Origin of the sequence: Bacillus sp. 7884-1 (assembly GCF_002272245.1) — a bacterium.
Taxonomy (GTDB): domain Bacteria; phylum Bacillota; class Bacilli; order Bacillales; family Cytobacillaceae; genus Neobacillus.
This window is the reverse complement of sequence record NZ_NPDD01000145.1, coordinates 1-20,520: the sequence shown is the minus strand read 5'-3', so window position 1 is coordinate 20,520 and position 20,520 is coordinate 1. Positions and strand designations below refer to the sequence as shown.

The 20,520-nt window shown below is 35.8% G+C and carries 29 protein-coding genes and 1 pseudogene; 22 read left to right on the top strand and 8 right to left on the bottom strand.

All coding sequences use genetic code 11. The features are described 5' to 3' along the window. Positions 1–9 precede the first annotated feature (9 nt). From CHI06_RS17050 to CHI06_RS17015, 8 genes are all read left to right on the top strand, one after another. Complete coding sequence (locus tag CHI06_RS17050; RefSeq protein ID WP_095249827.1) at positions 10–534, top strand: GNAT family N-acetyltransferase; 525 nt, start codon at positions 10–12, stop codon at positions 532–534. 142 nt (positions 535–676) lie between these two features. Continuing rightward, positions 677–1,291, top strand: a complete 615-nt coding sequence (locus tag CHI06_RS17045; protein ID WP_179292661.1) for a DedA family protein — start codon at positions 677–679, stop codon at positions 1,289–1,291. Positions 1,292–1,434: 143 nt separating this feature from the next. Then, entirely contained in the window at positions 1,435–2,130 is a 696-nt protein-coding gene (gene vanR, locus CHI06_RS17040; protein WP_095249825.1) for a vancomycin resistance response regulator transcription factor, VanR-F/VanR-M family, read from the top strand. Further along, a complete protein-coding gene (locus CHI06_RS17035; protein WP_095249824.1) occupies positions 2,123–3,238 on the top strand; it encodes a sensor histidine kinase in 1,116 nt (371 codons plus the stop codon). The genes vanR and CHI06_RS17035 overlap by 8 nt, the downstream gene beginning before the upstream one ends. A 92-nt stretch (positions 3,239–3,330) precedes the next feature. Beyond that, a complete protein-coding gene (gene vanY, locus CHI06_RS17030) occupies positions 3,331–4,194 on the top strand; it encodes a VanY-A/VanY-F/VanY-M family D-Ala-D-Ala carboxypeptidase (RefSeq protein WP_095249823.1) in 864 nt (287 codons plus the stop codon). Between the two features lie 251 nt (positions 4,195–4,445). Continuing rightward, complete coding sequence (locus CHI06_RS17025) at positions 4,446–5,186, top strand: TerC family protein (protein WP_095249822.1); 741 nt, start codon at positions 4,446–4,448, stop codon at positions 5,184–5,186. Positions 5,187–5,259: 73 nt separating this feature from the next. Beyond that, positions 5,260–6,072: a VOC family protein gene (locus CHI06_RS17020; protein ID WP_179292660.1), complete on the top strand. Its 813-nt coding sequence runs from the start codon at positions 5,260–5,262 to the stop codon at positions 6,070–6,072. 80 nt (positions 6,073–6,152) lie between these two features. Further along, positions 6,153–7,004, top strand: coding sequence for a hypothetical protein (locus CHI06_RS17015; RefSeq protein ID WP_095249850.1), 852 nt, complete (start codon positions 6,153–6,155; stop codon positions 7,002–7,004). 50 nt (positions 7,005–7,054) lie between these two features. Here CHI06_RS17015 and CHI06_RS17010 read toward each other — a convergent pair whose 3' ends face one another. Then, positions 7,055–7,756 carry a Na-translocating system protein MpsC family protein gene (locus CHI06_RS17010; RefSeq protein ID WP_095249820.1) on the bottom strand — a complete coding sequence of 234 codons (702 nt, stop codon included), beginning with the start codon at positions 7,754–7,756 and terminating at the stop codon, positions 7,055–7,057. A 143-nt stretch (positions 7,757–7,899) separates the two neighbouring features. Here CHI06_RS17010 and sda point away from each other — a divergent pair, with 143 nt between their 5' ends. The 3 genes from sda to CHI06_RS16995 all read left to right on the top strand — a co-directional run bounded on the left by sda (position 7,900) and on the right by CHI06_RS16995 (position 9,348). Continuing rightward, positions 7,900–8,046: a sporulation histidine kinase inhibitor Sda gene (gene sda / locus CHI06_RS17005; protein ID WP_095249819.1), complete on the top strand. Its 147-nt coding sequence runs from the start codon at positions 7,900–7,902 to the stop codon at positions 8,044–8,046. A gap of 300 nt (positions 8,047–8,346) precedes the next feature. After that, positions 8,347–8,835 carry a GNAT family N-acetyltransferase gene (locus tag CHI06_RS17000; protein WP_095249818.1) on the top strand — a complete coding sequence of 163 codons (489 nt, stop codon included), beginning with the start codon at positions 8,347–8,349 and terminating at the stop codon, positions 8,833–8,835. Between the two features lie 90 nt (positions 8,836–8,925). After that, positions 8,926–9,348, top strand: a complete 423-nt coding sequence (locus tag CHI06_RS16995) for a DUF1801 domain-containing protein (protein WP_095249817.1) — start codon at positions 8,926–8,928, stop codon at positions 9,346–9,348. Positions 9,349–9,397: 49 nt separating this feature from the next. Here the strand turns inward: CHI06_RS16995 and CHI06_RS16990 are convergent, their stop codons facing one another. Together CHI06_RS16990 and CHI06_RS16985 are read right to left on the bottom strand one after the other, a co-directional pair. Continuing rightward, positions 9,398–9,910 carry a CBO0543 family protein gene (locus CHI06_RS16990; RefSeq protein WP_095249816.1) on the bottom strand — a complete coding sequence of 171 codons (513 nt, stop codon included), beginning with the start codon at positions 9,908–9,910 and terminating at the stop codon, positions 9,398–9,400. A gap of 96 nt (positions 9,911–10,006) precedes the next feature. After that, complete coding sequence (locus tag CHI06_RS16985) at positions 10,007–10,843, bottom strand: RMD1 family protein (RefSeq protein WP_095249815.1); 837 nt, start codon at positions 10,841–10,843, stop codon at positions 10,007–10,009. Positions 10,844–10,970: 127 nt separating this feature from the next. Between CHI06_RS16985 and CHI06_RS16980 the strand changes: the two genes are divergently transcribed. Then, on the top strand, positions 10,971–11,426 hold the full coding sequence (locus CHI06_RS16980) for an SRPBCC family protein (protein WP_095249814.1): 456 nt from the start codon (positions 10,971–10,973) through the stop codon (positions 11,424–11,426). Between the two features lie 71 nt (positions 11,427–11,497). Then, a complete protein-coding gene (locus CHI06_RS29825; RefSeq protein ID WP_179292659.1) occupies positions 11,498–11,638 on the top strand; it encodes a hypothetical protein in 141 nt (46 codons plus the stop codon). A 41-nt stretch (positions 11,639–11,679) separates the two neighbouring features. Here the strand turns inward: CHI06_RS29825 and CHI06_RS16975 are convergent, their stop codons facing one another. Beyond that, entirely contained in the window at positions 11,680–12,390 is a 711-nt protein-coding gene (locus CHI06_RS16975; protein WP_095249813.1) for a cell wall hydrolase, read from the bottom strand. 412 nt (positions 12,391–12,802) lie between these two features. On the opposite strand from CHI06_RS16975, the gene CHI06_RS16970 reads away from it, so the two are divergent. Further along, positions 12,803–14,011 carry an MFS transporter gene (locus tag CHI06_RS16970; protein ID WP_095249812.1) on the top strand — a complete coding sequence of 403 codons (1,209 nt, stop codon included), beginning with the start codon at positions 12,803–12,805 and terminating at the stop codon, positions 14,009–14,011. 2 nt (positions 14,012–14,013) lie between these two features. Here the strand turns inward: CHI06_RS16970 and CHI06_RS16965 are convergent, their stop codons facing one another. The 3 genes from CHI06_RS16965 to CHI06_RS16955 form a co-directional block, all read right to left on the bottom strand. Continuing rightward, positions 14,014–14,484, bottom strand: coding sequence for a divergent PAP2 family protein (locus CHI06_RS16965; protein ID WP_095249811.1), 471 nt, complete (start codon positions 14,482–14,484; stop codon positions 14,014–14,016). A 75-nt stretch (positions 14,485–14,559) separates the two neighbouring features. Continuing rightward, positions 14,560–14,817, bottom strand: a complete 258-nt coding sequence (locus CHI06_RS16960) for an HPr family phosphocarrier protein (protein WP_095249810.1) — start codon at positions 14,815–14,817, stop codon at positions 14,560–14,562. A 148-nt stretch (positions 14,818–14,965) separates the two neighbouring features. Continuing rightward, positions 14,966–15,208 (bottom strand): glutaredoxin family protein, encoded by a 243-nt coding sequence (locus CHI06_RS16955; RefSeq protein ID WP_095249809.1) that lies wholly within the window; start codon positions 15,206–15,208, stop codon positions 14,966–14,968. Positions 15,209–15,385: 177 nt separating this feature from the next. Here CHI06_RS16955 and CHI06_RS16950 point away from each other — a divergent pair, with 177 nt between their 5' ends. Together CHI06_RS16950 and CHI06_RS16945 are read left to right on the top strand one after the other, a co-directional pair. Next, a complete protein-coding gene (locus CHI06_RS16950; RefSeq protein ID WP_095249808.1) occupies positions 15,386–16,108 on the top strand; it encodes a TerC family protein in 723 nt (240 codons plus the stop codon). A 119-nt stretch (positions 16,109–16,227) separates the two neighbouring features. Beyond that, positions 16,228–17,106, top strand: a pseudogene (locus tag CHI06_RS16945) (proline iminopeptidase-family hydrolase). A 62-nt stretch (positions 17,107–17,168) separates the two neighbouring features. Here CHI06_RS16945 and CHI06_RS16940 read toward each other — a convergent pair. After that, the gene (locus tag CHI06_RS16940) at positions 17,169–17,633 is read right to left on the bottom strand and encodes a hypothetical protein (RefSeq protein WP_095249807.1); all 465 of its coding nucleotides are present in this window, start codon (positions 17,631–17,633) and stop codon (positions 17,169–17,171) included. 238 nt (positions 17,634–17,871) lie between these two features. Between CHI06_RS16940 and CHI06_RS29820 the strand changes: the two genes are divergently transcribed. The 6 genes from CHI06_RS29820 to CHI06_RS29815 all read left to right on the top strand — a co-directional run bounded on the left by CHI06_RS29820 (position 17,872) and on the right by CHI06_RS29815 (position 20,318). Then, positions 17,872–18,036 carry a hypothetical protein gene (locus tag CHI06_RS29820; RefSeq protein WP_179292658.1) on the top strand — a complete coding sequence of 55 codons (165 nt, stop codon included), beginning with the start codon at positions 17,872–17,874 and terminating at the stop codon, positions 18,034–18,036. A gap of 25 nt (positions 18,037–18,061) precedes the next feature. Continuing rightward, complete coding sequence (locus CHI06_RS16935; protein ID WP_257009342.1) at positions 18,062–18,889, top strand: hypothetical protein; 828 nt, start codon at positions 18,062–18,064, stop codon at positions 18,887–18,889. A gap of 5 nt (positions 18,890–18,894) precedes the next feature. Beyond that, positions 18,895–19,359 carry an NUDIX hydrolase gene (locus tag CHI06_RS16930; protein WP_095249806.1) on the top strand — a complete coding sequence of 155 codons (465 nt, stop codon included), beginning with the start codon at positions 18,895–18,897 and terminating at the stop codon, positions 19,357–19,359. After that, positions 19,356–19,742: a fluoride efflux transporter CrcB gene (crcB, locus tag CHI06_RS16925; protein WP_095249805.1), complete on the top strand. Its 387-nt coding sequence runs from the start codon at positions 19,356–19,358 to the stop codon at positions 19,740–19,742. Before CHI06_RS16930 ends, crcB (CHI06_RS16925) begins: the two co-directional genes overlap by 4 nt. Beyond that, complete coding sequence (crcB, locus tag CHI06_RS16920) at positions 19,739–20,095, top strand: fluoride efflux transporter CrcB (protein WP_095249804.1); 357 nt, start codon at positions 19,739–19,741, stop codon at positions 20,093–20,095. Before crcB (CHI06_RS16925) ends, crcB (CHI06_RS16920) begins: the two co-directional genes overlap by 4 nt. A gap of 82 nt (positions 20,096–20,177) precedes the next feature. Continuing rightward, the gene (locus tag CHI06_RS29815; protein WP_179292657.1) at positions 20,178–20,318 is read left to right on the top strand and encodes a hypothetical protein; all 141 of its coding nucleotides are present in this window, start codon (positions 20,178–20,180) and stop codon (positions 20,316–20,318) included. Positions 20,319–20,520 lie beyond the last annotated feature (202 nt).

The window sequence follows — 20,520 nt, the reverse complement described above, 5'->3', positions numbered from 1 at the left end:
GTGGAGCGCATGGAATTGACATATGAAATCATAAACGATGACGAAATTGAATGCTGTAGAGACTTATGCAATGAACTGATGGCTTTCCAAAAGTCAAAAGCCTATATTAATCCTGAAATGTTTGACCATATGAATTTTGATACTCGGATGGTTCCTTCCGTAGAAAAAGCCATACACAATTACATCGTTGTGGTAAAAGATGGTGAGAAATTTGTAGCCTACGTCTATTCCAATATTTCTCCAAAGGAAGCCTATTCGAATAATTTCGCTACTTTTTTTGATCTTTCATCTGTTCGTAAAAAGAATGTAGGTTGTCTATCGCAATTTTATATAAAAGATGAATATAGACAGTATGGGATTGGTTCTAAACTTTTTAATATGTCTTTGGACTGGCTGAAGCAATTTGATGATGTCGAGGATTATTTTATCTATGTCTCAAATGGAAATGATAACGCCTTGGAATTCTATAAGCATAAAGGATTTTCAGTAAGTCATACAATTTTGGATGGTTTTATTACTGTTTTACGAAAATAGTGGGACCATTCATCCATAACTCGCCTGAGGTCCTACACTGTCTCTACTCCTCAAGTCTTAGATAAACTTACTACTTCAGTATCTTCTGGTAATTTAAAAACTCTACTATACTATGATTACATTATATAATGGAGTGAGAAGGATGACTGAATCAATATTGTCCCTTATCAAGGAATGGGGGATATGGGGAGTATTCATTTCTATATTTATTGAAGGAAGTGCTCTTCCCTTTATCGGCTCGTTTATCATGGTTACAGTGGGATTTATTTTAGATTTGACCTGGTTCGAGATGACCTGGATTTCAATAGCAGGCAGCTTTCTATACGCGATAGGGAGTTGGATTCCCTATTTTATTGGATATAAATTTGGTAAATCTGTGGAAAACCGGTTGAGTGATGCAAAAAGAGCAAAATTAACAAAGGCTAAAAAGGCTTTTAGCAAGAATGGAGTTTGGAGTGTTGCCATTTCGAGTCCGCTTCATTTAGGGAATTTTGTTCCTTTTTTAGCGGGAATGTCTCATATGAAACTTCGAACCTATACACTACTTACGATGATTGGAATTGCTCCGTCCACCTTTCTGTTTTTAAGTATTGGTCACTTTTATCCTGGTGATTTCAGTACCGTTATGAATACAGTAACTGATTATCAACTATTGCTATTTATTTTATTTGCCCTAATCACTTTGTTTTATATGGGAATAAAATTTTTAAGTTATCGTCAGCAAAAGAAATTAATGAAAGAAAATGTGATAAGCTAGATAGCTTTAAACTAAAAACACCTGAAATGGTGTTTTTTCTTTTATATAATCAAAGGGTATTGGAAGTTATTGTGTTAAAACTTCCTAACCTATAAACAATCGATTATAATTTCTTATGAATGGAATGTAATAGGAGTGTATAGATGAAAAGTATATCGATTTTAGTTGCAGATGATGAAGAAGAAATTGCAAATTTAATTGCCATCCATTTAGAAAAGGAAGGCTATAAAGTTATAAAAGTGTCTGATGGGGAGGAAGCCCTTCAAGTAATCCAGACTCAATCGATTGATTTAGCCATTTTGGATATCATGATGCCGAAAATGGATGGTTATGAGGTTACCCGTCAAATTCGTGAACAACATAATATGCCCATCATTTTTTTGAGTGCTAAGACATCTGATTTCGATAAGGTACAAGGTCTTGTGATTGGGGCAGACGATTACATGACGAAACCTTTCACCCCCATTGAATTAGTTGCTCGTGTAAATGCACAGCTGCGCCGGTTTTTGATGTTGAATCAACCTAAAGTCAATCATGTTTCTAGCTTGGAATTTGGCGGATTGGTTATTTCTCCAGAACAACGGACAGTTTCTTTATATGGTGAACACATCAACCTAACGCCAAAAGAATTTGATATTTTATATTTACTAACTAGTAATCCAAAGAAGGTATTTAGTGTGGAAAATATTTTTCAAAAGGTATGGGGCGAAGCCTACTTTGAAGGTGCTAATACTGTAATGGTACATATTCGTACGTTACGGAAAAAGCTTGAAGACGATAAACGAAAAAATAAATTAATTAAAACCGTGTGGGGAGTCGGGTATACATTCAATGGATAAAGTCGTACGAAGCTTCCGTTCTAGAATGGTTCTCTTATTTGGATTAAGCATGTTTTTGTCTGGTACCATAACCTATATCATCTTTAAAGGACTTCAATGGTACTATCGCACTTGGGTTCAATGGGGCGATCCACTGGCACAGCTCCGGTTATTTATGGGAAGTATTGGTGACATAAACTTCTTTTTACTGCTATTTATCCCGCTTTCAATCTTGTTTTTTTATTTACTTACTAAGCCCTATACAACCTATTTTAATGAGATATCAAATGGAATTCACAATCTCGCGCGTGGAGACTTTAAACAGCGGGTTCATATCCGATCAAATGATGAATTTAGCACTATTGCCCATGACATTAATCTCGCAAGTGAAAAATTGGAAGAAGCTGTTCTAAGAGGAGATTTTTCGGAAAGCAGTAAGGATCAGTTAGTTGTCAATTTGGCACATGATTTACGGACACCACTTACATCTGTTATCGGGTATTTGGATTTAATTCTTAAGGATGGAAATTTGACAAAGGATCAGGCTAAACATTATTTAACCATTGCTTTTACAAAATCTCAGCGTTTAGAACGATTGATTGATGAACTATTTGAAATTACTAGAATGAATTACGGAATGCTACAGATTCAAAAACAGCAACTTAATTTAAGTGACCTGCTTTATCAATTAAAGGAAGAAATGTATCCTGTCTTTGAAAAAAATCATTTGATTGTTCGTTTGTATATACTTCCTTCGCTTTCTATTTTAGGTGATGGGGAGCTGTTAGCACGAGTGTTTGAAAACCTTTTAACCAACGCAAACCGGTATGGGGTTGATGGTCAGTATGTCGATATTAACGGTTTTATCGAGAAAGGGGAAGTAGTTGTTCAGATTGTAAATTATGGGGACAGCATTCCTCCTAGTGAACTTCCACATATCTTTGATATGTTTTATACCGGTGACAAAGCACGGGGACATCAAGAGGATAGTACAGGTCTCGGTTTATTCATAGCGAAGAATATTGTCGAGCAGCACAATGGGACAATTTCAGTTGAAAGCAGTTTAATTCGTACGGTATTTGAAGTTCGTTTACCACAAGTGAGTATCGCTATGGATCAATCAAAGTAAAAAACTTAAGAAAAATTTAAACTTTACCCCACTTTTTATTTAAATAGTTTTTCCTATTCTAGTACCAAGATAGAAATAGGAGGATATTTAAAATGAAAAAGTGGGGATTTTTATTGTTAGTTGTATTAAGCCTGGGAATTACAGTGGTAAATAGATTAGAGTTTTTTAAAGATAATAAAGTAGAGATTAAACATTTTGTGCCAGATCATAAATTAGATGAAAGTACTCAATTGGTAGAGATAAGAGAGGAACTCGTTTATCAAGGAAATTTACTATTGGTCAACAATGAGTACCCTGTTCATGAAGAGAGTATTAAATCAGATGTCGTAAATTTAATTGAACACAGGGAATTGACAGAGGGTTATGGGCTATTAGAAAGTGAAATTTATTTGTCAGAAGAAGTTGCATATGAGTTTTCAGAGATGATAAATGCTGCAGGAGAAGAAGGGGTTCGTAATTTTTCTATTAATAGTGGTTTCAGGGACTTTGATGAGCAGAATGTACTATATCAACAAATGGGGTCTAGCTTAGCTTTGCCTGCGGGACATAGTGAACATAATTTAGGGTTATCATTGGATGTAGGTTCGACACAAATGAAAATGAGTGAGGCACCTGAAGGTAGGTGGATTGAACAAAACGCATGGAAATATGGTTTCATCTTACGCTATCCAAAGGATAAAACGCAGGTTACTGGAATTCAATATGAACCATGGCATATCCGCTATGTAGGACTGCCTCACAGTGCGATCATCCAAGAAAAGAATTTCGCTTTGGAAGAATATATGGAATATCTAAGAGAAGAAAAGCACATTACGGCTATCGTTAATGGTGAAGAATTTACCGTTACTTATTATCCCATCGTAACAAGTAGGTCAATAAAAGTGCCAGAGAATAGCAAATATGAGATCTCAGGAAATAATATTGATGGAGTTATTGTAACTGAATACACATCATAAATATAAGGTGAGAGCAAAGTCAGCATATCCGGGAGTTACTTTCGTTATGTGAGAGTAAATCCTGCTTATCCGAGAGTACTTTCCTTTATCCGAGAGAAAGCCCCCGCTTATCCAATAGAATTACCATCTCACGTGCGATATAATTTTTTTTGTAATGGAAATTTATCAATGAAATTGTGCAAAATAGTATTAATACAGGGTAAACATAATTTATACTATTATTACGGTGCAATCTTACTTAGGGGGATAAAATGGAGTTTTCTTTGTTAGTAGAGTATGGATGGGTTTTACTTATTTTGATTTTGTTAGAAGGCTTATTATCTGCAGATAATGCTTTGGTATTAGCTATTATGGCGAAGCATTTGCCAGAGGAACAGCAAAAAAAAGCAATTAATATTGGATTATTATTAGCCTTTGTCTTTAGGATTGGTGCCATCTTTATTATTTCGTTTTTGTTTCATGTTTGGTGGATTCAAGCGATTGGGGCTGCGTATTTAATTTTCATCGCATTAAAGCATTTGCTTAAAAAGGATCATGGCGGTAAAGAGAAAGCAGGGAAAAGCTACCGAGCTACTGTAGCTCAAATTGCATTAGCCGATATAGCCTTTGCTGTTGATTCAATTTTAGCTGCAGTCGCTCTTGTTATCGCATTACCAGGTACGCCAATGCGCCAAATCGGTGGAATGGATGGCGCGCAATTTATTGTTATATTAATCGGTGCAATCGCTGGATTAATCGTAATTCGATTTGCTGCAGGATTCTTTGTTAAAGTCCTAACACAACGCCCTACCCTTGAAACAGCAGCGATGTTACTTGTTGGCTGGGTCGGGGTTAAGCTATTGATGCACACTCTTGCGCATCCGGCATTACACATTATTCCTCATGATTTTGTAGAAGGACCGATTTGGAATACCATCTTTTGGTCTGTTATGCTTCTTATTGCATTAGGCGGCTGGTTTTTATCTGGTAAGAAAACAGAACAATCTACGTAAGGAACAACATCATAGAAAAATGGCTTGGAACCATATCAAGCCATTTTTTCATTTATTTGGAAAGGGAAACAATATGAAATTATCATTTGATCATTTAGTTTGGTTTAAACATAAACCTGAAAATGCGATACAACCTCTTTCAGAAAATGGAATCCATGTTGTTCAAGGCGGCCGTCATGAATCATGGGGAACCTACAATACTCTCAGTTTTTTTGATTTAAGCTATATAGAATTTTTAGGGATTGAACAGGTATCGATTGCTGAACAACATGAAGAGAATCAATTAATTACCCAAATTGTGAAGCAGCTGTTTAAAGAGAATCGAGAAGGTCCTGCTAAAATAGCGATTCGAACGGATCAGATAAACGAATTAGCCATAACGCTAAGAGAAGAGAGTTTTACCGTACATGGTCCACTCCCAGGACAACGTGTTACTGCAAGCGGGGAAGTGATCAAGTGGAATCTTCTTTTCATCGAGGATCAACCTAATGAGCTATCACTTCCTTTTTTCATCCAATGGGAAAAAAGTGATGAAGAAAGGATGGCCGCGTTTAAGGAACAAGGAATCTTAGGAAGGCATGCTAGCGAAAATTCCAAATTTGAAAGTGTCGGGTTTGTCGTAAGGAATTTAGAAGATACGATAAGTACATGGGGAAAGTTATTTAACCTAACCCCGAGTGAAGAGTTCAGGGAGGAAGGCTTACAGGCACGATGTCGAAAATTAGAATTGCCTGGCACAAATCTATTATTCTGCACACCGCTTGGTAATGGGCCAGCAGGAAAGGTCTTACATGAAAGAGGGGAAACACCTTTTCTAGTAAACTTAGCAGAAACCAATCAAAACAGCTTTATTGAAATGTTAAATGGATATTGGCGATTTCAGTAAGGATGGGGTAAAAAATGTTGACATAAAATTCTAGTTGACATTATATAGGTTTAAAATCAAAACAGAGGAGGGTGTACATGATAAACACGAAATTAATTTTAGTAGAGGGATTGCCTGGTTCGGGGAAAACCACGACGGCAACGATCACGAACGATATATTAAAAGAATGGAATGTTGATACAAAGTTGTTTCTGGAGGGAAATGCTGAACACCCAGCGGATTATGAAGGAGGCTCTTACTTCTCAAAAACTGAATTTGCCCAACTTTTGGAACAGTATAAAGAAGTGCAGGCTATTTTCGTAAAACATGCCATTGAACGCTGTGATGGATTTATATTGCCGCAAAATAAGCTGAATCAGGACCTTGCTGAGAGAATGGTTCCTAATTCCTTTTGGGATAAAATTTGGAATCATGATATCTATGAGCTGCCGTTAGAAAAGAACATTGAATTAATCACGGATAACTGGCAAAGGTTCGTAGAACAGGCGGTGACAGGAAATCAAACGTATATTTTCGAATGCTGCTTTATCCAAAATCCTGTAACCATCGGCATGCTTAAATATGGTGCCTCCCAGGAAAGTGTCATGAAATATGTAAAGAAATTAGCTGATATTATTGAGCCGTTAAACCCTGTTTTAATTTATGTAGACCAACAAGATTTGTCGCGTTCTTTTAAAAAGGCTGTTCAGGAACGACCAAAGGAATGGTCTACTGGTTTTATGGATTACTATAATAACCAAGGTTACGGGAAAATACATAGTGCTGAAGGTATCGAAGGAACAATAGCAGTTCTAGAAGCAAGAAAACAATTAGAATCCTCGATTTTTAATACATTAAACATGAAAAAATGTAAAATTGATAATTCACAGTTTGAGATGGATTCTTACAAATATTATATTAAAGAAATATTTAAGAATATGGTAAAAATTTAACGCTAAGAATCAGAGTGCACATCGCCTCTGATTTTTTTCATCATTATTAATTATTTTGTTGGATTGGTGACCAAAACGATGACGCTCTTATCTAAATCAAAATCCCAGTCGACAAAAATATCGATGACTTTGGTATTCAAAATCGCTTCAAAATGGTTATTGTTATGAAGCAATCCTTTTTCGAGCGTTCGCTTTGCTAACCTAAGCTGTTCTCGCATTCCTTGTCTGATTAGCTGCTTTTCAATTCTTACCAATATTCCATTACGAATAACAAGAACATTCCGATGATTTAATTGGCAGGCATAAATCTCTTCGGGCTTCTTTTCTGATTCGGAGCTTAAATTAATAATCTCTGTAATCAGTTCAGTTTTACCTGTGAATTCTTCTTTAATAGGTACATCGATACCCGATAAATCATTACATATACCGGTGAACATCGCTGATTTATTATGCAGACCCCAGTCATAGTAGAATTCTCTTATCTCCATACCGGTAACAATCTTAATATAGGCTTTTATTTCAGGAATCAGTGTTTGCATGACTAAATCCCGAGTCTGCTGAACACTTTCATCTTGTTTTTGATTCATTAGTACTTTTTCTGTTGGAGATAAGAAATTACGAATATAGAAAATAATAAAGGTTTTACCTAGTGAAACATGCACCGATTCTGGACCTTTGCCAAAATTGTCTCGTAGGATTTTCCCAATATAGCTGCTTAACTCGGTTGTTTGTTTATATGTTTCTGTTTCCATTATAGTGTCTCCTTTCAAAACTAGGTCGTATACCCTAGGTTGCCCTTTTTATTGGAAATAATTAGCATGGTTTGTACCTTCGAATAAAAATATAATGTTAGTAGGTGAAGGGACAGAAAGCCATTCGCTTTGAGGAGTAGGATATGTTTTCAAGTATGGGCAACAAAGTTTTAATAGACACATATTTTAATGCTGTAAAGCTAAAGCTAGACGAAGAATTTATTAAACTATTAGAAGAAGAAATAGATAGAAGAGGGATACAATTAGATAAGGTTGAAAGAATGGTATAAACCATAGCTTTTAACTGAAGATTCTTTGAACCTTTTTCCAAATGTTAATAGGTTGTATTGTAATAAGAACAGCGAATGGCTTTTTGCTCTTCACTTATTTTATTGAAAAAGTAACTATTAAATAATCAGACTACTTATACTTTTTAAAAAGCTAGGCCTTGTCTGGCTTTTTTCTTATAGTTATTTTGATTAAGTGGTTATTTTCCCTTATATCTCATTCAATAGTTTTGTATAATTCTATATAATAAGAATCCTTAAACATGACTACGAATTATACCTTTGAAAAATGGAGTGCTTGAAATGTTAATAATACGTAACGTAACGATGAATGATTTACCTGACCTTGTAATCATTGAACACATTTGCTTTCCAATAGAAGAAGCAGCTACGGAAGAAGCTTTTAAAAAGCGGATTCAATTAATTTCAGATAGTTTTTTTGTGGCGGAAGAATGTGGTGTAATCATAGGTTTAGTGAATGGCCCTGTGATTAATACGGAATATATTACAGATGATTTATTCGATGAGATTAAGCCAAATCCACCATCCAGCGGTCATCAAACCGTTTTAGGAGTAGCGGTGACTCCGCACTTCCAAACTAGAGGAGTGGCAACAGCTTTACTAGAGCATCTTGAAAAAGAAGCAATATCAAAAAATCGTGAGAGTATAACACTGACATGTAAAGAAGATTTAATCCGATTCTATGAAAACTTAGGATATAAAAATAGGGGTGTTTCAAAATCGGAGCACGGCGGGGTAACATGGTACAACATGATTAAAAAATTGCAATAAGGCTATATTTATTATGAACATATTACATATAAAGATTATCTGAAAACCAAAGTAGTAATTGGAATATTTTTTAGTAAAGGAGTGAAACATATGTACGAATTAAAAACAAAAGAAACAGACAATAGTGTCATTGAATTTATCGAACAAATAGAAAACCCTAAAAAACGCGAGGACGCATACAGATTATTGGATATTTTCACAGAGACCACTGGATTTGAAGCGAAAATGTGGGGGCCGAGTATTATTGGTTTTGGATCCTACCATTACAAATATAAATCTGGTCATGAAGGTGATGCGCCACTAGCTGGCTTTTCCCCGAGGAAAGCCAAAATTAGTTTATATTTTGAACCAGGTGAACCGAAGAGGGAAGAATTATTAAAACAGTTTGGAAAACATACTACAGGGAAAGCGTGTGTGTACGTTAATAAGGTTGCAGATATTGATGTAGATGTTTTAAAAGTATTAATTAATGAATCCATATCCTTTACACACAAATTGTATCCTGCAAAATAACGCAAGTGAGTTCCTTATTTGCAATCATACCGATTGCAGATAAGGGACTCTATTTCATTTCCTGTAAGCTTGGATGGAAGAAGAACAAGAGTATAATGATAAATATGGCAGAGGCAAAAAAGGCTCGTATATAATTTTTATAGTGAAGTCTGAGGATGATAAAGGCACATATATTAAATAATGCTGACCAGCCGATATGCCAGCCATTATCGTGGACAAATAATCCTATACGTCTAGATAGAAACTCTATCAAAGTGAAATAGGCCACCCACGCTCCTATATAAAGATATTTCTTATTTCCTTCTGGGTAATACTGCAGATAAATATATAGGGTAATCGGAATAATAAAAAAAGTAAAAACCAGTTCGATTAGAGTACGGTTTAGCCAAGGTAAAGTAATGGATTTATATATCCAAAGATTATGTTGATAAAAAAGAAAATTATATAGCAAATTACAAATGATAAAGAATTGAATGGTAGGATAGAATTCTTTCCATCTGCTCCAATCAATAAATCTCTTCGCCAAAAGCAAATAGATGATTACCATAGCTAACAAATACATAATTTTTCCTCATTTATTGTCTTTATGGTAATTATTACCAATAAAAACAATAATTATAATCCTGCTTTTGGAAGAGACTTTTCCATTTATATATATTCAAGGAAGGAAGCCGGCTATTCCTAGTAGTGAAAGAACTATTTCAAATAGGATGAGAATGACAATAATCCATTCGACGAAAAGTCCGCGAATGGAGTGACTGATGGTCGAAAATCCATCCATAATGTTGTAAAGTATTTCTGTTTTGCTTTTCAAAATTTTATAACGATCATTTAATTCGAAAAACTCGAGCATCCTGTCATAAAATTCACCCGCTGTACTGCTTGTCCAGGTGATATCAGGCTTATCAAGAATCATGATGTAAGCAAGGGTATTATACTCGTGACGGATTATTTTAGCTGTCGTCCTAGCTAGTTCCTTATTTCCGATTCTCAGCTTGCCTTTTTCTAAACGGTCAATCATCGTTTCGAGTTTATCATTAATTTCTCCCAACTGTTCCTCGGTCTTTTCCAATGCCACCGACTTCGCTAGTACGGTAGAAATCAACTCAGGATAGTAGCTTTCATACTCAGGAACGACAACATACTCGTCTGTTAACTCAATGCTTTCCGTTTCCTTAATGTGCAAGCTGTAATCATCGCTATACCTATCTGCACTTTTGACATCAATGTCCGGCTCGAAGGAGTAGAGATAGTTCAAAAAAGCAGTTATCTCATTTGGAGTAGAATGATTTATAAAAACAATGCTGCCAAAGGAAAAAACAAGTACCATTTGAGATTCGTCTACACTTTTGAAGAGGATTGATTTTAAAATTTCACCTCTTAGTATTAATGGCTCCTCCCAGGTGAATTTCTTTGGTATCCCACAATGAACAGCGATTTTGTTTAAATCTATTTCATTTGTAGTCGCAAAGGCTTTAAAAGTTAAATCTCTCATATTCACCACTCTTTTCTTTTTATTTAGTATATGAACCATAGTGTTAAATTAATGAAGGATTAGTGAAAACAATATCGAATAAAATAAAAGGTGCATGAGAATAGAATAAATTTAAGGAGAATTGTTTATGAATCATACCGAATTTGTTTATGTAACTTACATAGCCACTACACCGAAAAAACTTTGGCAGGCTTTAACAAGCAGCGAATACACAGAAAAATACTTTTTTGGAAGCAGCATTAATTCAGATTGGCAAGAGGGAGCAGAAGTTACCTATTCTCGGAACGGGAAGGTTACGGATTATGGACAAATCGTAAAATGCGAGCCGTACCAAGAGCTCTCCTATACCTGGACCTATGTGGGGGATGGTGTCGAGGGGAAGGAGCCGTCAAGGGTTAGCTTTAAATTAATCTCTTTGAATGAAACCGTAAAATTGGTGCTAAGACATGAAAATCTTCAGCCTGGTGATTTAGTGGATAAAGAAGATACTTTTGAGGGTTTAAACAATGGCTGGCCTGCGATTTTAAGTAATTTGAAAAGCCTTCTAGAAACCGGAGAAACTATGCCTGCTATTTCAATTTAAAATATAGGATGATTTTTGAAACCATTGTAATACTTTCTCCTTAAAGTCAAATAATAAAAAATAAAGGAGAGATGATTATGGATGAATTAAAGGATTATGTCGCAGCAGACTTGTCGTCAAATTTAGTAAGTGAAATCAAATCACTTGAAGAAAAGCTAAGCGAACAAGCCAATAAAGAAGTAGTGGTTATCGCATACGAAAAAGACAATTAAAAGGCAAAAAAAAGAGCCGTTGACGGCTCTTTTTTTTTAATCTATTTTGCAAATACATGGTTTCCAATTGTCTTTACTACTTCACGGGTAGTGATCCATGTATCGGTTGCGATTTCTGGATTATAAAAATAAATACAATCGTTTAATCGATCTTGTCGAGTTAATGCTTCTTCAACCGCTCGGATCGATTCATCTGATGCTGGTTCATTAATTTTTCCATTTTGAACGGGTGAAAAGGCATAAGCATCACCGACTACTTCATTAATGACTCCTGATATTGTATTTGGAAATTCAGGTGAATCCACTCGGTTTAATACAACTGTTGCAACGGCTACTTTTCCTTCATACGATTCACCTTTTGCTTCGGCCTCTACTAGTCTTGCAAATAGATCTTTCTCTTCATTTGAAATAGAAACCGCTGGTGTCGCTGGTTCTGGTGGAGCAACCACTTCAGGTTCTGAGGTTTGTGGTTCTGTAATAGCTGTTTCATCCACCTTTGTTTCTTGAGATTGTTTTTCAAGAAGTTCTGGTTTATATGGAATGAATTCTTTTTCGTCATCGAATTCATTATTTTCTTGGTTCATTTCATACATGATTGGTCCATATGCATATGCTTGTCCAATTTCAGCCAGGCTGTCTACATTTACAACTTGATATTCCGTAATTGCTTCAACTGTAGGATTGTGAATTCCAATAAATGCAAATGTAGCTACACAAGCTACTGCAACTTTTTTAAAATAAGTTTTTTTCATGTGTGCTACCTCCTGTTGTTTTGTATGATATAACACTAACATGGGCAGGCACGCGTTATACAGAACGATAAGGTTACATTTCTTTATAGTTTGATGAACAAAATTACAGTAGAGGTGACAATATGACATTATGCCTATAATCCTGTCATATTCGACCCAATTTTACGGTATAGAGGAAGATTTTGTCTGAGAATAACCAAGAAAAACCAGGAGAAAACCAAGGGAAAACCAAGGGAAAACCAAGGGAAAACCAAGGGGACGGTTCTCCCGGCCTTTTGGGGCCGAGAGAACCGTCCCCTTGGTTTCTTTTGAAAAATATTTCTATAATCTAATATTTCGGAAATGAAAATAAATAAGCGTTATGATACGATATACCATATTAAATTATTCAATATATTGGGGATGAATTTGTATGCTAATTTGGAAGCGTAATTTATGGGTGCTATGGATTGGAGTATTTTTCACTTCAGCAAGCTTTTCCATGGTTATCCCGTTTTTACCTATTTTCCTGCTTCAAATTGGTGTGCACGAACACACAGAAGTTTGGTCCGGTCTGTTATTTAGTGCTGCTTTTTTTGCCGGAGCGATTGCTTCTCCGTTCTGGGGGAGAGTGGCCGATAAATATGGAAGAAAGCCTTTGTTAATCCGAGCGGGTTTAGCTCTATTTGTTGTCTATACGTTAACTGCTTTTGTTACAAATCCATATCAGCTGTTAGGATTACGAATTATGCAGGGTTTGTTAAGTGGATTCATTCCAGGGGCTATTGCTTTAATAGGAACCAATACTCCAAGCAACAAAGTCGGATATGCACTATCTATGATATCCTCAGCTTCAGCGTCTGGTGGAATTGTTGGACCTTTATTAGGAGGGGGAATTGCTTCATTAGTGGGTAACCGAGTGGCGTTTGGCAGTGCAGGAATGTTTGCGCTCATTTCCACGCTGCTTGTAATCTTTTGGGTGACGGAAGAAAACTTTACTCCTAGTAAAGAAAAAGGCTCAATCATGAATGATTTTAAAGTGGCAGCAGCAAATCGTTCATTGATGCTGGTACTTGCTTTAACTGCGATTACATCCGGTTCGATCATGACGATTGAACCAGTTCTACCATTATATATCGTAGATCTTGGTAGTTCTTTTGAGCATGCATCGTTACTTGCAGGAATTGTGTTCTCTCTACCTGGTATCGCTAGTGTCATTTTTGCTCCGAGGTGGGGAAGATGGGCTGACAAAGTTGGTTTCCAAAAAGTCTTATTTATTGGATTAATGGGAGGGGGAATCGGAACCATTGCCCAAATTATCTTCAGCAATATTTGGGGATTTTCAATTACCCGATTCATATTTGGCATCTTTTTCTGTGCAGTATTCCCAGCTCTAAACGGTCTAGTGGTAAGGTCAACACCAAAAGATTTCCGTGGACGAGCATTTGGTTTACACCAAACCTCTAATCAGATAGGCGGTATGATTGGCCCGATAACCGGAGGAATCCTTGGTGGTTTTTTTCCTGTTCAAACGGTATTTGTAGTCACAGGTATCTTACTTCTCGCCGCAACAGGTATGGCTTATTGGCATGCAAATGACTTAAATCGCGGTATTAAGACAAATGTCGTTCCAGAGAAGTGACCTTAAAAAGGATATAAATAGTATGTAGTTACGCCTACAATGATTCCTGTTATAGCTCCAAAAAAGACCTCTGTGGGTTGATGACCTAATAATTCTTTTAGTTTCTCTCTAGACTCTGGTTTCTTTAAATTGGGGTCTTTTAGCGTTTCAATCAGACTGTTAAAATCAGATAAAAGGGTGTTAAGTATTTCTGCATGATATCCTGCATGTCTTCTAACACCCATCGCATCGTGCATAACGATTGCAGAAACCACAACGCAAATAGCAAATTCAGTTGATTTAAATCCTGACATCATTCCAATCACAGTCGTTAAGGAAATAATCATGGCAGTATGAGAACTTGGCATTCCACCAGTACTAAACATTAAATTCCATCTTAATTCCTTTGAGGCTATATAGTGTATCGGAATCTTTACGAATTGGGCAATGAACATCCCTGAAAATGCTGCTAATAAAGGACATGATAAAAACATAATAACCCCCTAGTTATTGACCGAGGGGACGGTTCTCCTGGCTTTTTCCGGCCAGGAGAACCGTCCCCTTGGTTATTAATTTAATGTTTCAATTGTCTCTATTAATTGTTTCAATGCTTCTCGATCATCGGAGCCAGAAGCTTCTAAACTAATCTCAGCATTGTTCGGGATGGCTAAAGATAAAACGCCCATTATCGATTTACAGTTAACTTTATGACCATTGTAGGTTAGGTAAATATCTGACTCGAATTGAGACGTTACCTGTACCAATTGGTTTATTGCTCGACTGTCTAAACCTGACTTTCTATTTAGTTGTATTGTTTTTAAGACCATTAAGGAAACCCTCCTTAGTATTCTGGTTAATGCACACTCTTTTATGTATGAATGGAAATATGGAAATATGCACCCAAGGGGACGGTTCTTCCGGCCTTTTGGGGCCGGGAGAACCGTCCCCTTGGTCCCCCTTGGTCCACCTGGTGTTCTATATCCCTAGAATTTCACTTAATTTCTCTTGGTCAAAACCCAAAACAACCTGTGAACCATTTTCATCCTCAACAACAGTAGCAGGTGTCGCAGATGCACCTAATTCAACAATTTCATCAAGGTACTTAGGATTTTCTCTGATATTTCTATCCTCAAATTCAATCCCATTATCCTTTAACCATAATTTCTCAGCAGTACAAGGACTGCAGCTTTCCTGTGTATAAATCACTACTTTACGCATTTAAATTCCTCCTTAAGTCATCATAATACCATCTTAAACCTTTCATTAATAAAAGTCTCATCTCATGATTAAATCATGTAGTGTTCATATAATCATTTGACTAACATACATATACAGTAACAAGACAAGCAGTTGTATATATTGTAAAAACAATGAAAAGGGGATCGGAACAAGGGAATGGAGTTCATACAAGAAATCATAGCGAATTATGGTTCATTTTTATCATTAGACGCCTTGGGAGATGTATTAACAGATCCTGCTAGTTGGGGAATCATTGGTACCTTGGTCATTCTAGAAGGGTTATTATCGGCTGATAATGCGTTAGTACTTGCTGTTTTGGTTAAGCACTTGCCCGAAAAACAACGAAAGAAGGCCCTTTTCTATGGAATTATTGGTGCTTATCTATTTCGGGTTATTGCGATTGGAATAGGTGTTACGTTAATTAATATTGGCTGGATTAAAATCGTTGGCGGTCACTATCTCCTTTGGCTGGTCCTCCAATACTTTATTAACAAAAGAGATGGAGAGGAAGAGATTCAAACCAAACAAGTGGGTTTTTGGAGCACCGTCTTAACCGTAGAGCTTATGGATATCGCGTTTAGTATCGATAGTGTTATAGCTGCGTTTGGTGTATCGAATCAAGTTTGGGTCCTGTTTTTAGGCGGAATTCTAGGAATATTAATGATGCGTGGTGTAGCACAATTATTTTTAGCGCTGATTGAAAGAATACCTGAATTTGAAACCACCGCATTTATCTTAATCGGAATTATTGGATTGAGAATGATTACAGCAGCCTTTGGCTTCCAAATGCACGAAGTTATTTTCTTTAGTATATTAATCGGAATCTTTTTAGGGACATTCCTTGTCCATTTTTTAAAAGGAAATCCGACAACAAAGTAGAAATTCTAGAGACCCGCTTATGGTCTCTTTTTGAATTGAATTAAATTTTTCAATTATTTTAAAATAAGCTAAAATTAAATGGTGATAATATATTTTTGTTTTACTAGGGGGAAGGATTTATGCAAGAAGAGGGATACATAGAGGTAACTGGCGGAAGAGTTTGGTATCAAAAGTTTAATGAAAACTCTGGAGGGACTCCTGTCATCATTTTGCATGGAGGTCCAGGATCTTCAAGTTACTCATTAGAAGGTTTACAAGCACTCCAAGAAGATAGACCTGTTATTTTATACGATCAATTAGGATGTGGAAGGTCAGATCGTCCAACTGACAAATCTCTTTGGCAGCTTGACCGCTTTGTGGAAGAATTAGAGCAAGTAAGAGGAGCATTAAATTTAGATGAAGTACATATTTTAGGTCATTCATGGGGTACAACCTTGGCAGCTGCTTATTGTTAAACAAAACCAAGAGGTGTAAAAAGTGTTATTTTTTCAAGTCCATGTCTGAGTGCACCACGTTGGGAAAAGGACCAGATTGAAAATCTTAAAAAGCTTCCTTTTGAAATCCAAGAAACAATTAAATATTGTGAGGAAAATGGAACCACCGATTCAGAGGAATTTAAAGCTGCCATTCAGGAATTTAACAAAGTATTTGTTTGTCGAGTACAGGAAGAACCAGACCCTGAATGGGTTAAAAGGGGCTCAGGATATCGAAATCCTGAAATATATAATATCATGTGGGGTCCATCTGAATTCAGCGTAAAAGGTAATTTAAAGTTTTTTGATTGTACTTCCAGATTACATGAAATTAGTTGTCCGACACTCTTTACATGTGGACGATATGATGAAGCTACTCCTGAATCGACGGAGTACTTTAGCAGCCTAGTGCCTAATGGTCAATTTCATGTTTTCGAGAACAGTGCTCATTTGCCTTATTTTGAAGAAAAAGATGAGTTTTTACGAGTTGTAGGAAATTTTTTAAATAAAATCGATTTTGATTAATCTTTTAAAAAAATCCACCATATTGGTGGATTTTTTAAGTTCAATGTCTAATTTACTAACTATTACTCGTTCATTCCATCTCGATCTATAGCTTCGACTTCTTCTTCTGCTACTTGTACATCCTGACCTATAGCTTCGACTTCTTGGTCTTCTACATCGACATCCTGTTCTATAGCTTCGACAACATGGTCTACTGCAACGCCATCATCATTTTCAAGTGAAACGGCAGATTCTTCTGCCAGATACTGAAATAAGTCTACCTCTTGAATAATAGATGGATTATAATACACAAATTCAGCTTGGTGGTTATTGTCGATTTTCTGTTTTTTAAACTTAGTGTCTTCAACATGGATGTCTGAAGATTCATCTTTCCGGTCCTTCTTTTTTTTAGACGACTTGTCCTTATAACGGTTGTCTGAAGTTTCATCCTTTCTGTGCTTCTTTTTTTCGAACTGCTTGTCCTCTACATGGATGTCTGAAGTTTCATCCTTACGGTGCTTCTTTTTATGCTTTCCTTTATGTGGCATTCTTTTTCACTCCTTATTTATTTTTGTTTTAACCATATCAATGGTCAAAATATTGGAATAAGATTTGAATCGTTTTCACAATTCTCACCTTTACATTTAAATTTCCATTATCAGCATATGCATTTGGTTACTATAATTCCTGCACTATTCGTCCAAAAGCAAACAAGAAAAAGGCTAAAAATGAAATATATGGTATAATTCGGTATTACATTATAAGTAAAGTTTGAGAGGGATATAAATGGATAGGACGACTCAATCTTATTTTGAAAATTTCCAAGCCGAAGATAGGGACTTACAATATGAAGGTTTTAATCAAATTATGGCTGCTACTCAGGAAAAGGTGGGTTGGGCCTATGAGGTCAAATACAAGAAGAATTATGCTGCCGTTTGGAAAAATGTCTAAGATCTATGAAGGGAAATGTAGATAAGTGAATTTTCTAGAGTCGCTTCTAAATACTCTAATGTTAAGTGTAGTGGAATTATTTTACCTTGTAGGATTTTTAATTGGTGTTGGTTTCCTATTAGGAGTGTTGGAAAAATACTCAAATAAGTTTTTATTTAAAGCATTTGGACAAAGAGGAGTATTGGCTACCGCATGGATTGGCACACCGATCCATGAACTCGGACATCTACTCCAGTGCTTCATTTGGGGTCATCGAGTAACAAGGGTTAAATTCTTGCAAGTAAATAATCCAAATGGTGTTCTTGGATATGTGGAACACCAATATAATCCGGGCAGCATGTATCAACAGATTGGAAACTTTTTTATTGGAATGGGTCCCATTTTTAGTGGGATAGGTTCATTAATTTTTGGCATGTATCTATTAGTACCTGAATCCTATCAGACTTTTAGAGAATATATTGATTTTCATGTTACTTCTGCCATTCAAAATAGAAATTATTTAATGGTGCTCGGAAATGCGGTTCTAGTAATCACTAAAAGTTTCTTTACATTTAAAAATTTGCTCAATCCGCTTTTTTGGATTTTTCTAATGCTTGCTATCTGTATATCCTCACATATTGCATTGAGTAAGGCAGACATTAAAGGGTCAACCAAAGGACTATTCATGATATTTTTCGTTCTGTTTGTAATTAACCTTGTTTCTGGTTTCTTTGATATAGATACTTTTATATTTATCACGAAATTAACCGAATACAATGCCTATGTATTAGCTTTTTCTAGTATTGCGATCCTTTTTTCATTTATTACACTTTTAATATCTTATATTTTGTATAGACTGAAATCCGGCAGGTGATTAATATGGATAAAATTTTCGGAAATAAACTAGAGGGTTATGAATATCGACCGCGGCAAGCGGTATACGCAATTATTTTTAACGACACAAGAGAAGAGGTTGTTACGGTAAAAACTCCTGATGGCTATTATTGGCTGCCTGGCGGTGGTATAGAAGTTGATGAGAGTCATTCCAATTGTCTTAGGAGAGAATTATTAGAAGAAACAGGTTATGATATTGAAATTGCTAATTCTATTGGTAAAGCAAAACAATATTTTATTACACCAAATAATGAGCATATAGTCAACGAAGGTAACTTTTATTTAGCTCATTTGTTATCAAAAGTTTCTGACCCAATTGAGGATGATCATTCTCTTACATGGATATCAGTGAGTAGCGTGAAGGAACTGCTTTACCACCAACATCAAGTCTGGGGTGTTAAAGAGGGCTTAAAGCATTGTCTTCAATTGAAAGAAGGCTATAACAATTGAAACTATTATCCGTTATGCTTGGCGGGTTCTTTGGAGCAATAACTAGATATTGTATCGGAGAATGGATACAAACCACTAATGGATTTCCTCTGGGAACCCTATTAATAAATCTCTTAGGTTGTTTTTTACTTAGTTGGTTCCTGACTTTCTACACTTTAAAGAAACCAATTAGGGCAGAATTTACTTTATTTATAGGAACGGGGTTTATTGGCTCATTCACTACTTTTTCTACTTTTTCAGTTGAGACCATTCTGTTATTTCAAAATGGGCTTGCTGTTTATGGGGTCTTATATATTTTAGTAAGCATTATTTTCGGAATTCTGCTTGCTTACTTAGGCTTTAAATTAGCTTATATTAATGGAGAAAAAGGGGTAACACATTGATTTGGTTAATCGGTATAGGCGGTTCTTTTGGGGCAGCAGCTAGATATTTATTGGGTAATTTCATGAATAAAAAAAAGAAACTCAGTCCATTCCCTCTGGGGACTTGGGTAATCAATATTATGGGTTCCTTTCTTTTAGGGCTCCTTGCCAATCTTCATCTGTCGAATGATCTCAGTGATTGGGTATGGTTTTTTGTTGGGGTAGGTTTTTGTGGAGCTTACACCACTTTTTCAACGTTCGGTTATGAAACGATTACTTTATTACAATCAAATAAAAAGTTTCTTGCAGGTATATATGTTATTACATCAGTAATTTTAAGTATTACAACGGCAGCTATGGGTTTTATTATTTAGCTTGTAGGTTTATTGATGATTATTTTGATAAAAAGAATACAAAATAAGAGAGGTAAGTACTGATTTTATTAGGAGGATTAGGATGACTAAGAAAAAGTTTACCCCTTCGTCTGATGTTGACCAAAAGCAATTACTTAACGATAAAGTAGAGAAAGCTCGTAAAAACAACTTTGAAGATGATCATGTACGTAGAGGGACACCCAACGGTGCTCAAGGTAAATAGGTTAAAAGCAGGGGTTGTTGCTAAAGCAACAGCTCCTTTATTATTATTTATTGGATAATATTTCTATTGAACTAAATAGCGTGAGGGTGTTATTATATAAAAGTTCCCTTCAGAGGGACGGCATAACTAACAGAAAAAATGATGACAATAATCAAGTTAATATGTTATTATAAATTTTGTCACTTTTTGAAACTATCAAGCT

What these genes read in the sequence shown, in the direction of transcription:
- CHI06_RS17050 (WP_095249827.1), top strand. Translation starts at nt 10, where the DNA reads ATGGAATTGACATATGAAATCATAAACGATGACGAAATTGAATGCTGT.
- CHI06_RS17045 (WP_179292661.1), top strand. Translation starts at nt 677, where the DNA reads ATGACTGAATCAATATTGTCCCTTATCAAGGAATGGGGGATATGGGGA.
- vanR (WP_095249825.1), top strand. Translation starts at nt 1,435, where the DNA reads ATGAAAAGTATATCGATTTTAGTTGCAGATGATGAAGAAGAAATTGCA.
- CHI06_RS17035 (WP_095249824.1), top strand. Translation starts at nt 2,123, where the DNA reads ATGGATAAAGTCGTACGAAGCTTCCGTTCTAGAATGGTTCTCTTATTT.
- vanY (WP_095249823.1), top strand. Translation starts at nt 3,331, where the DNA reads ATGAAAAAGTGGGGATTTTTATTGTTAGTTGTATTAAGCCTGGGAATT.
- CHI06_RS17025 (WP_095249822.1), top strand. Translation starts at nt 4,446, where the DNA reads ATGGAGTTTTCTTTGTTAGTAGAGTATGGATGGGTTTTACTTATTTTG.
- CHI06_RS17020 (WP_179292660.1), top strand. Translation starts at nt 5,260, where the DNA reads ATGAAATTATCATTTGATCATTTAGTTTGGTTTAAACATAAACCTGAA.
- CHI06_RS17010 (WP_095249820.1), bottom strand. Translation starts at nt 7,756, where the DNA reads ATGGAAACAGAAACATATAAACAAACAACCGAGTTAAGCAGCTATATT.
- sda (WP_095249819.1), top strand. Translation starts at nt 7,900, where the DNA reads ATGTTTTCAAGTATGGGCAACAAAGTTTTAATAGACACATATTTTAAT.
- CHI06_RS17000 (WP_095249818.1), top strand. Translation starts at nt 8,347, where the DNA reads ATGTTAATAATACGTAACGTAACGATGAATGATTTACCTGACCTTGTA.
- CHI06_RS16995 (WP_095249817.1), top strand. Translation starts at nt 8,926, where the DNA reads ATGTACGAATTAAAAACAAAAGAAACAGACAATAGTGTCATTGAATTT.
- CHI06_RS16990 (WP_095249816.1), bottom strand. Translation starts at nt 9,910, where the DNA reads ATGTATTTGTTAGCTATGGTAATCATCTATTTGCTTTTGGCGAAGAGA.
- CHI06_RS16985 (WP_095249815.1), bottom strand. Translation starts at nt 10,843, where the DNA reads ATGAGAGATTTAACTTTTAAAGCCTTTGCGACTACAAATGAAATAGAT.
- CHI06_RS16980 (WP_095249814.1), top strand. Translation starts at nt 10,971, where the DNA reads ATGAATCATACCGAATTTGTTTATGTAACTTACATAGCCACTACACCG.
- CHI06_RS29825 (WP_179292659.1), top strand. Translation starts at nt 11,498, where the DNA reads ATGATTATGGATGAATTAAAGGATTATGTCGCAGCAGACTTGTCGTCA.
- CHI06_RS16975 (WP_095249813.1), bottom strand. Translation starts at nt 12,390, where the DNA reads ATGAAAAAAACTTATTTTAAAAAAGTTGCAGTAGCTTGTGTAGCTACA.
- CHI06_RS16970 (WP_095249812.1), top strand. Translation starts at nt 12,803, where the DNA reads ATGCTAATTTGGAAGCGTAATTTATGGGTGCTATGGATTGGAGTATTT.
- CHI06_RS16965 (WP_095249811.1), bottom strand. Translation starts at nt 14,484, where the DNA reads ATGTTTTTATCATGTCCTTTATTAGCAGCATTTTCAGGGATGTTCATT.
- CHI06_RS16960 (WP_095249810.1), bottom strand. Translation starts at nt 14,817, where the DNA reads ATGGTCTTAAAAACAATACAACTAAATAGAAAGTCAGGTTTAGACAGT.
- CHI06_RS16955 (WP_095249809.1), bottom strand. Translation starts at nt 15,208, where the DNA reads ATGCGTAAAGTAGTGATTTATACACAGGAAAGCTGCAGTCCTTGTACT.
- CHI06_RS16950 (WP_095249808.1), top strand. Translation starts at nt 15,386, where the DNA reads ATGGAGTTCATACAAGAAATCATAGCGAATTATGGTTCATTTTTATCA.
- CHI06_RS16940 (WP_095249807.1), bottom strand. Translation starts at nt 17,633, where the DNA reads ATGCCACATAAAGGAAAGCATAAAAAGAAGCACCGTAAGGATGAAACT.
- CHI06_RS29820 (WP_179292658.1), top strand. Translation starts at nt 17,872, where the DNA reads ATGGATAGGACGACTCAATCTTATTTTGAAAATTTCCAAGCCGAAGAT.
- CHI06_RS16930 (WP_095249806.1), top strand. Translation starts at nt 18,895, where the DNA reads ATGGATAAAATTTTCGGAAATAAACTAGAGGGTTATGAATATCGACCG.
- CHI06_RS29815 (WP_179292657.1), top strand. Translation starts at nt 20,178, where the DNA reads ATGACTAAGAAAAAGTTTACCCCTTCGTCTGATGTTGACCAAAAGCAA.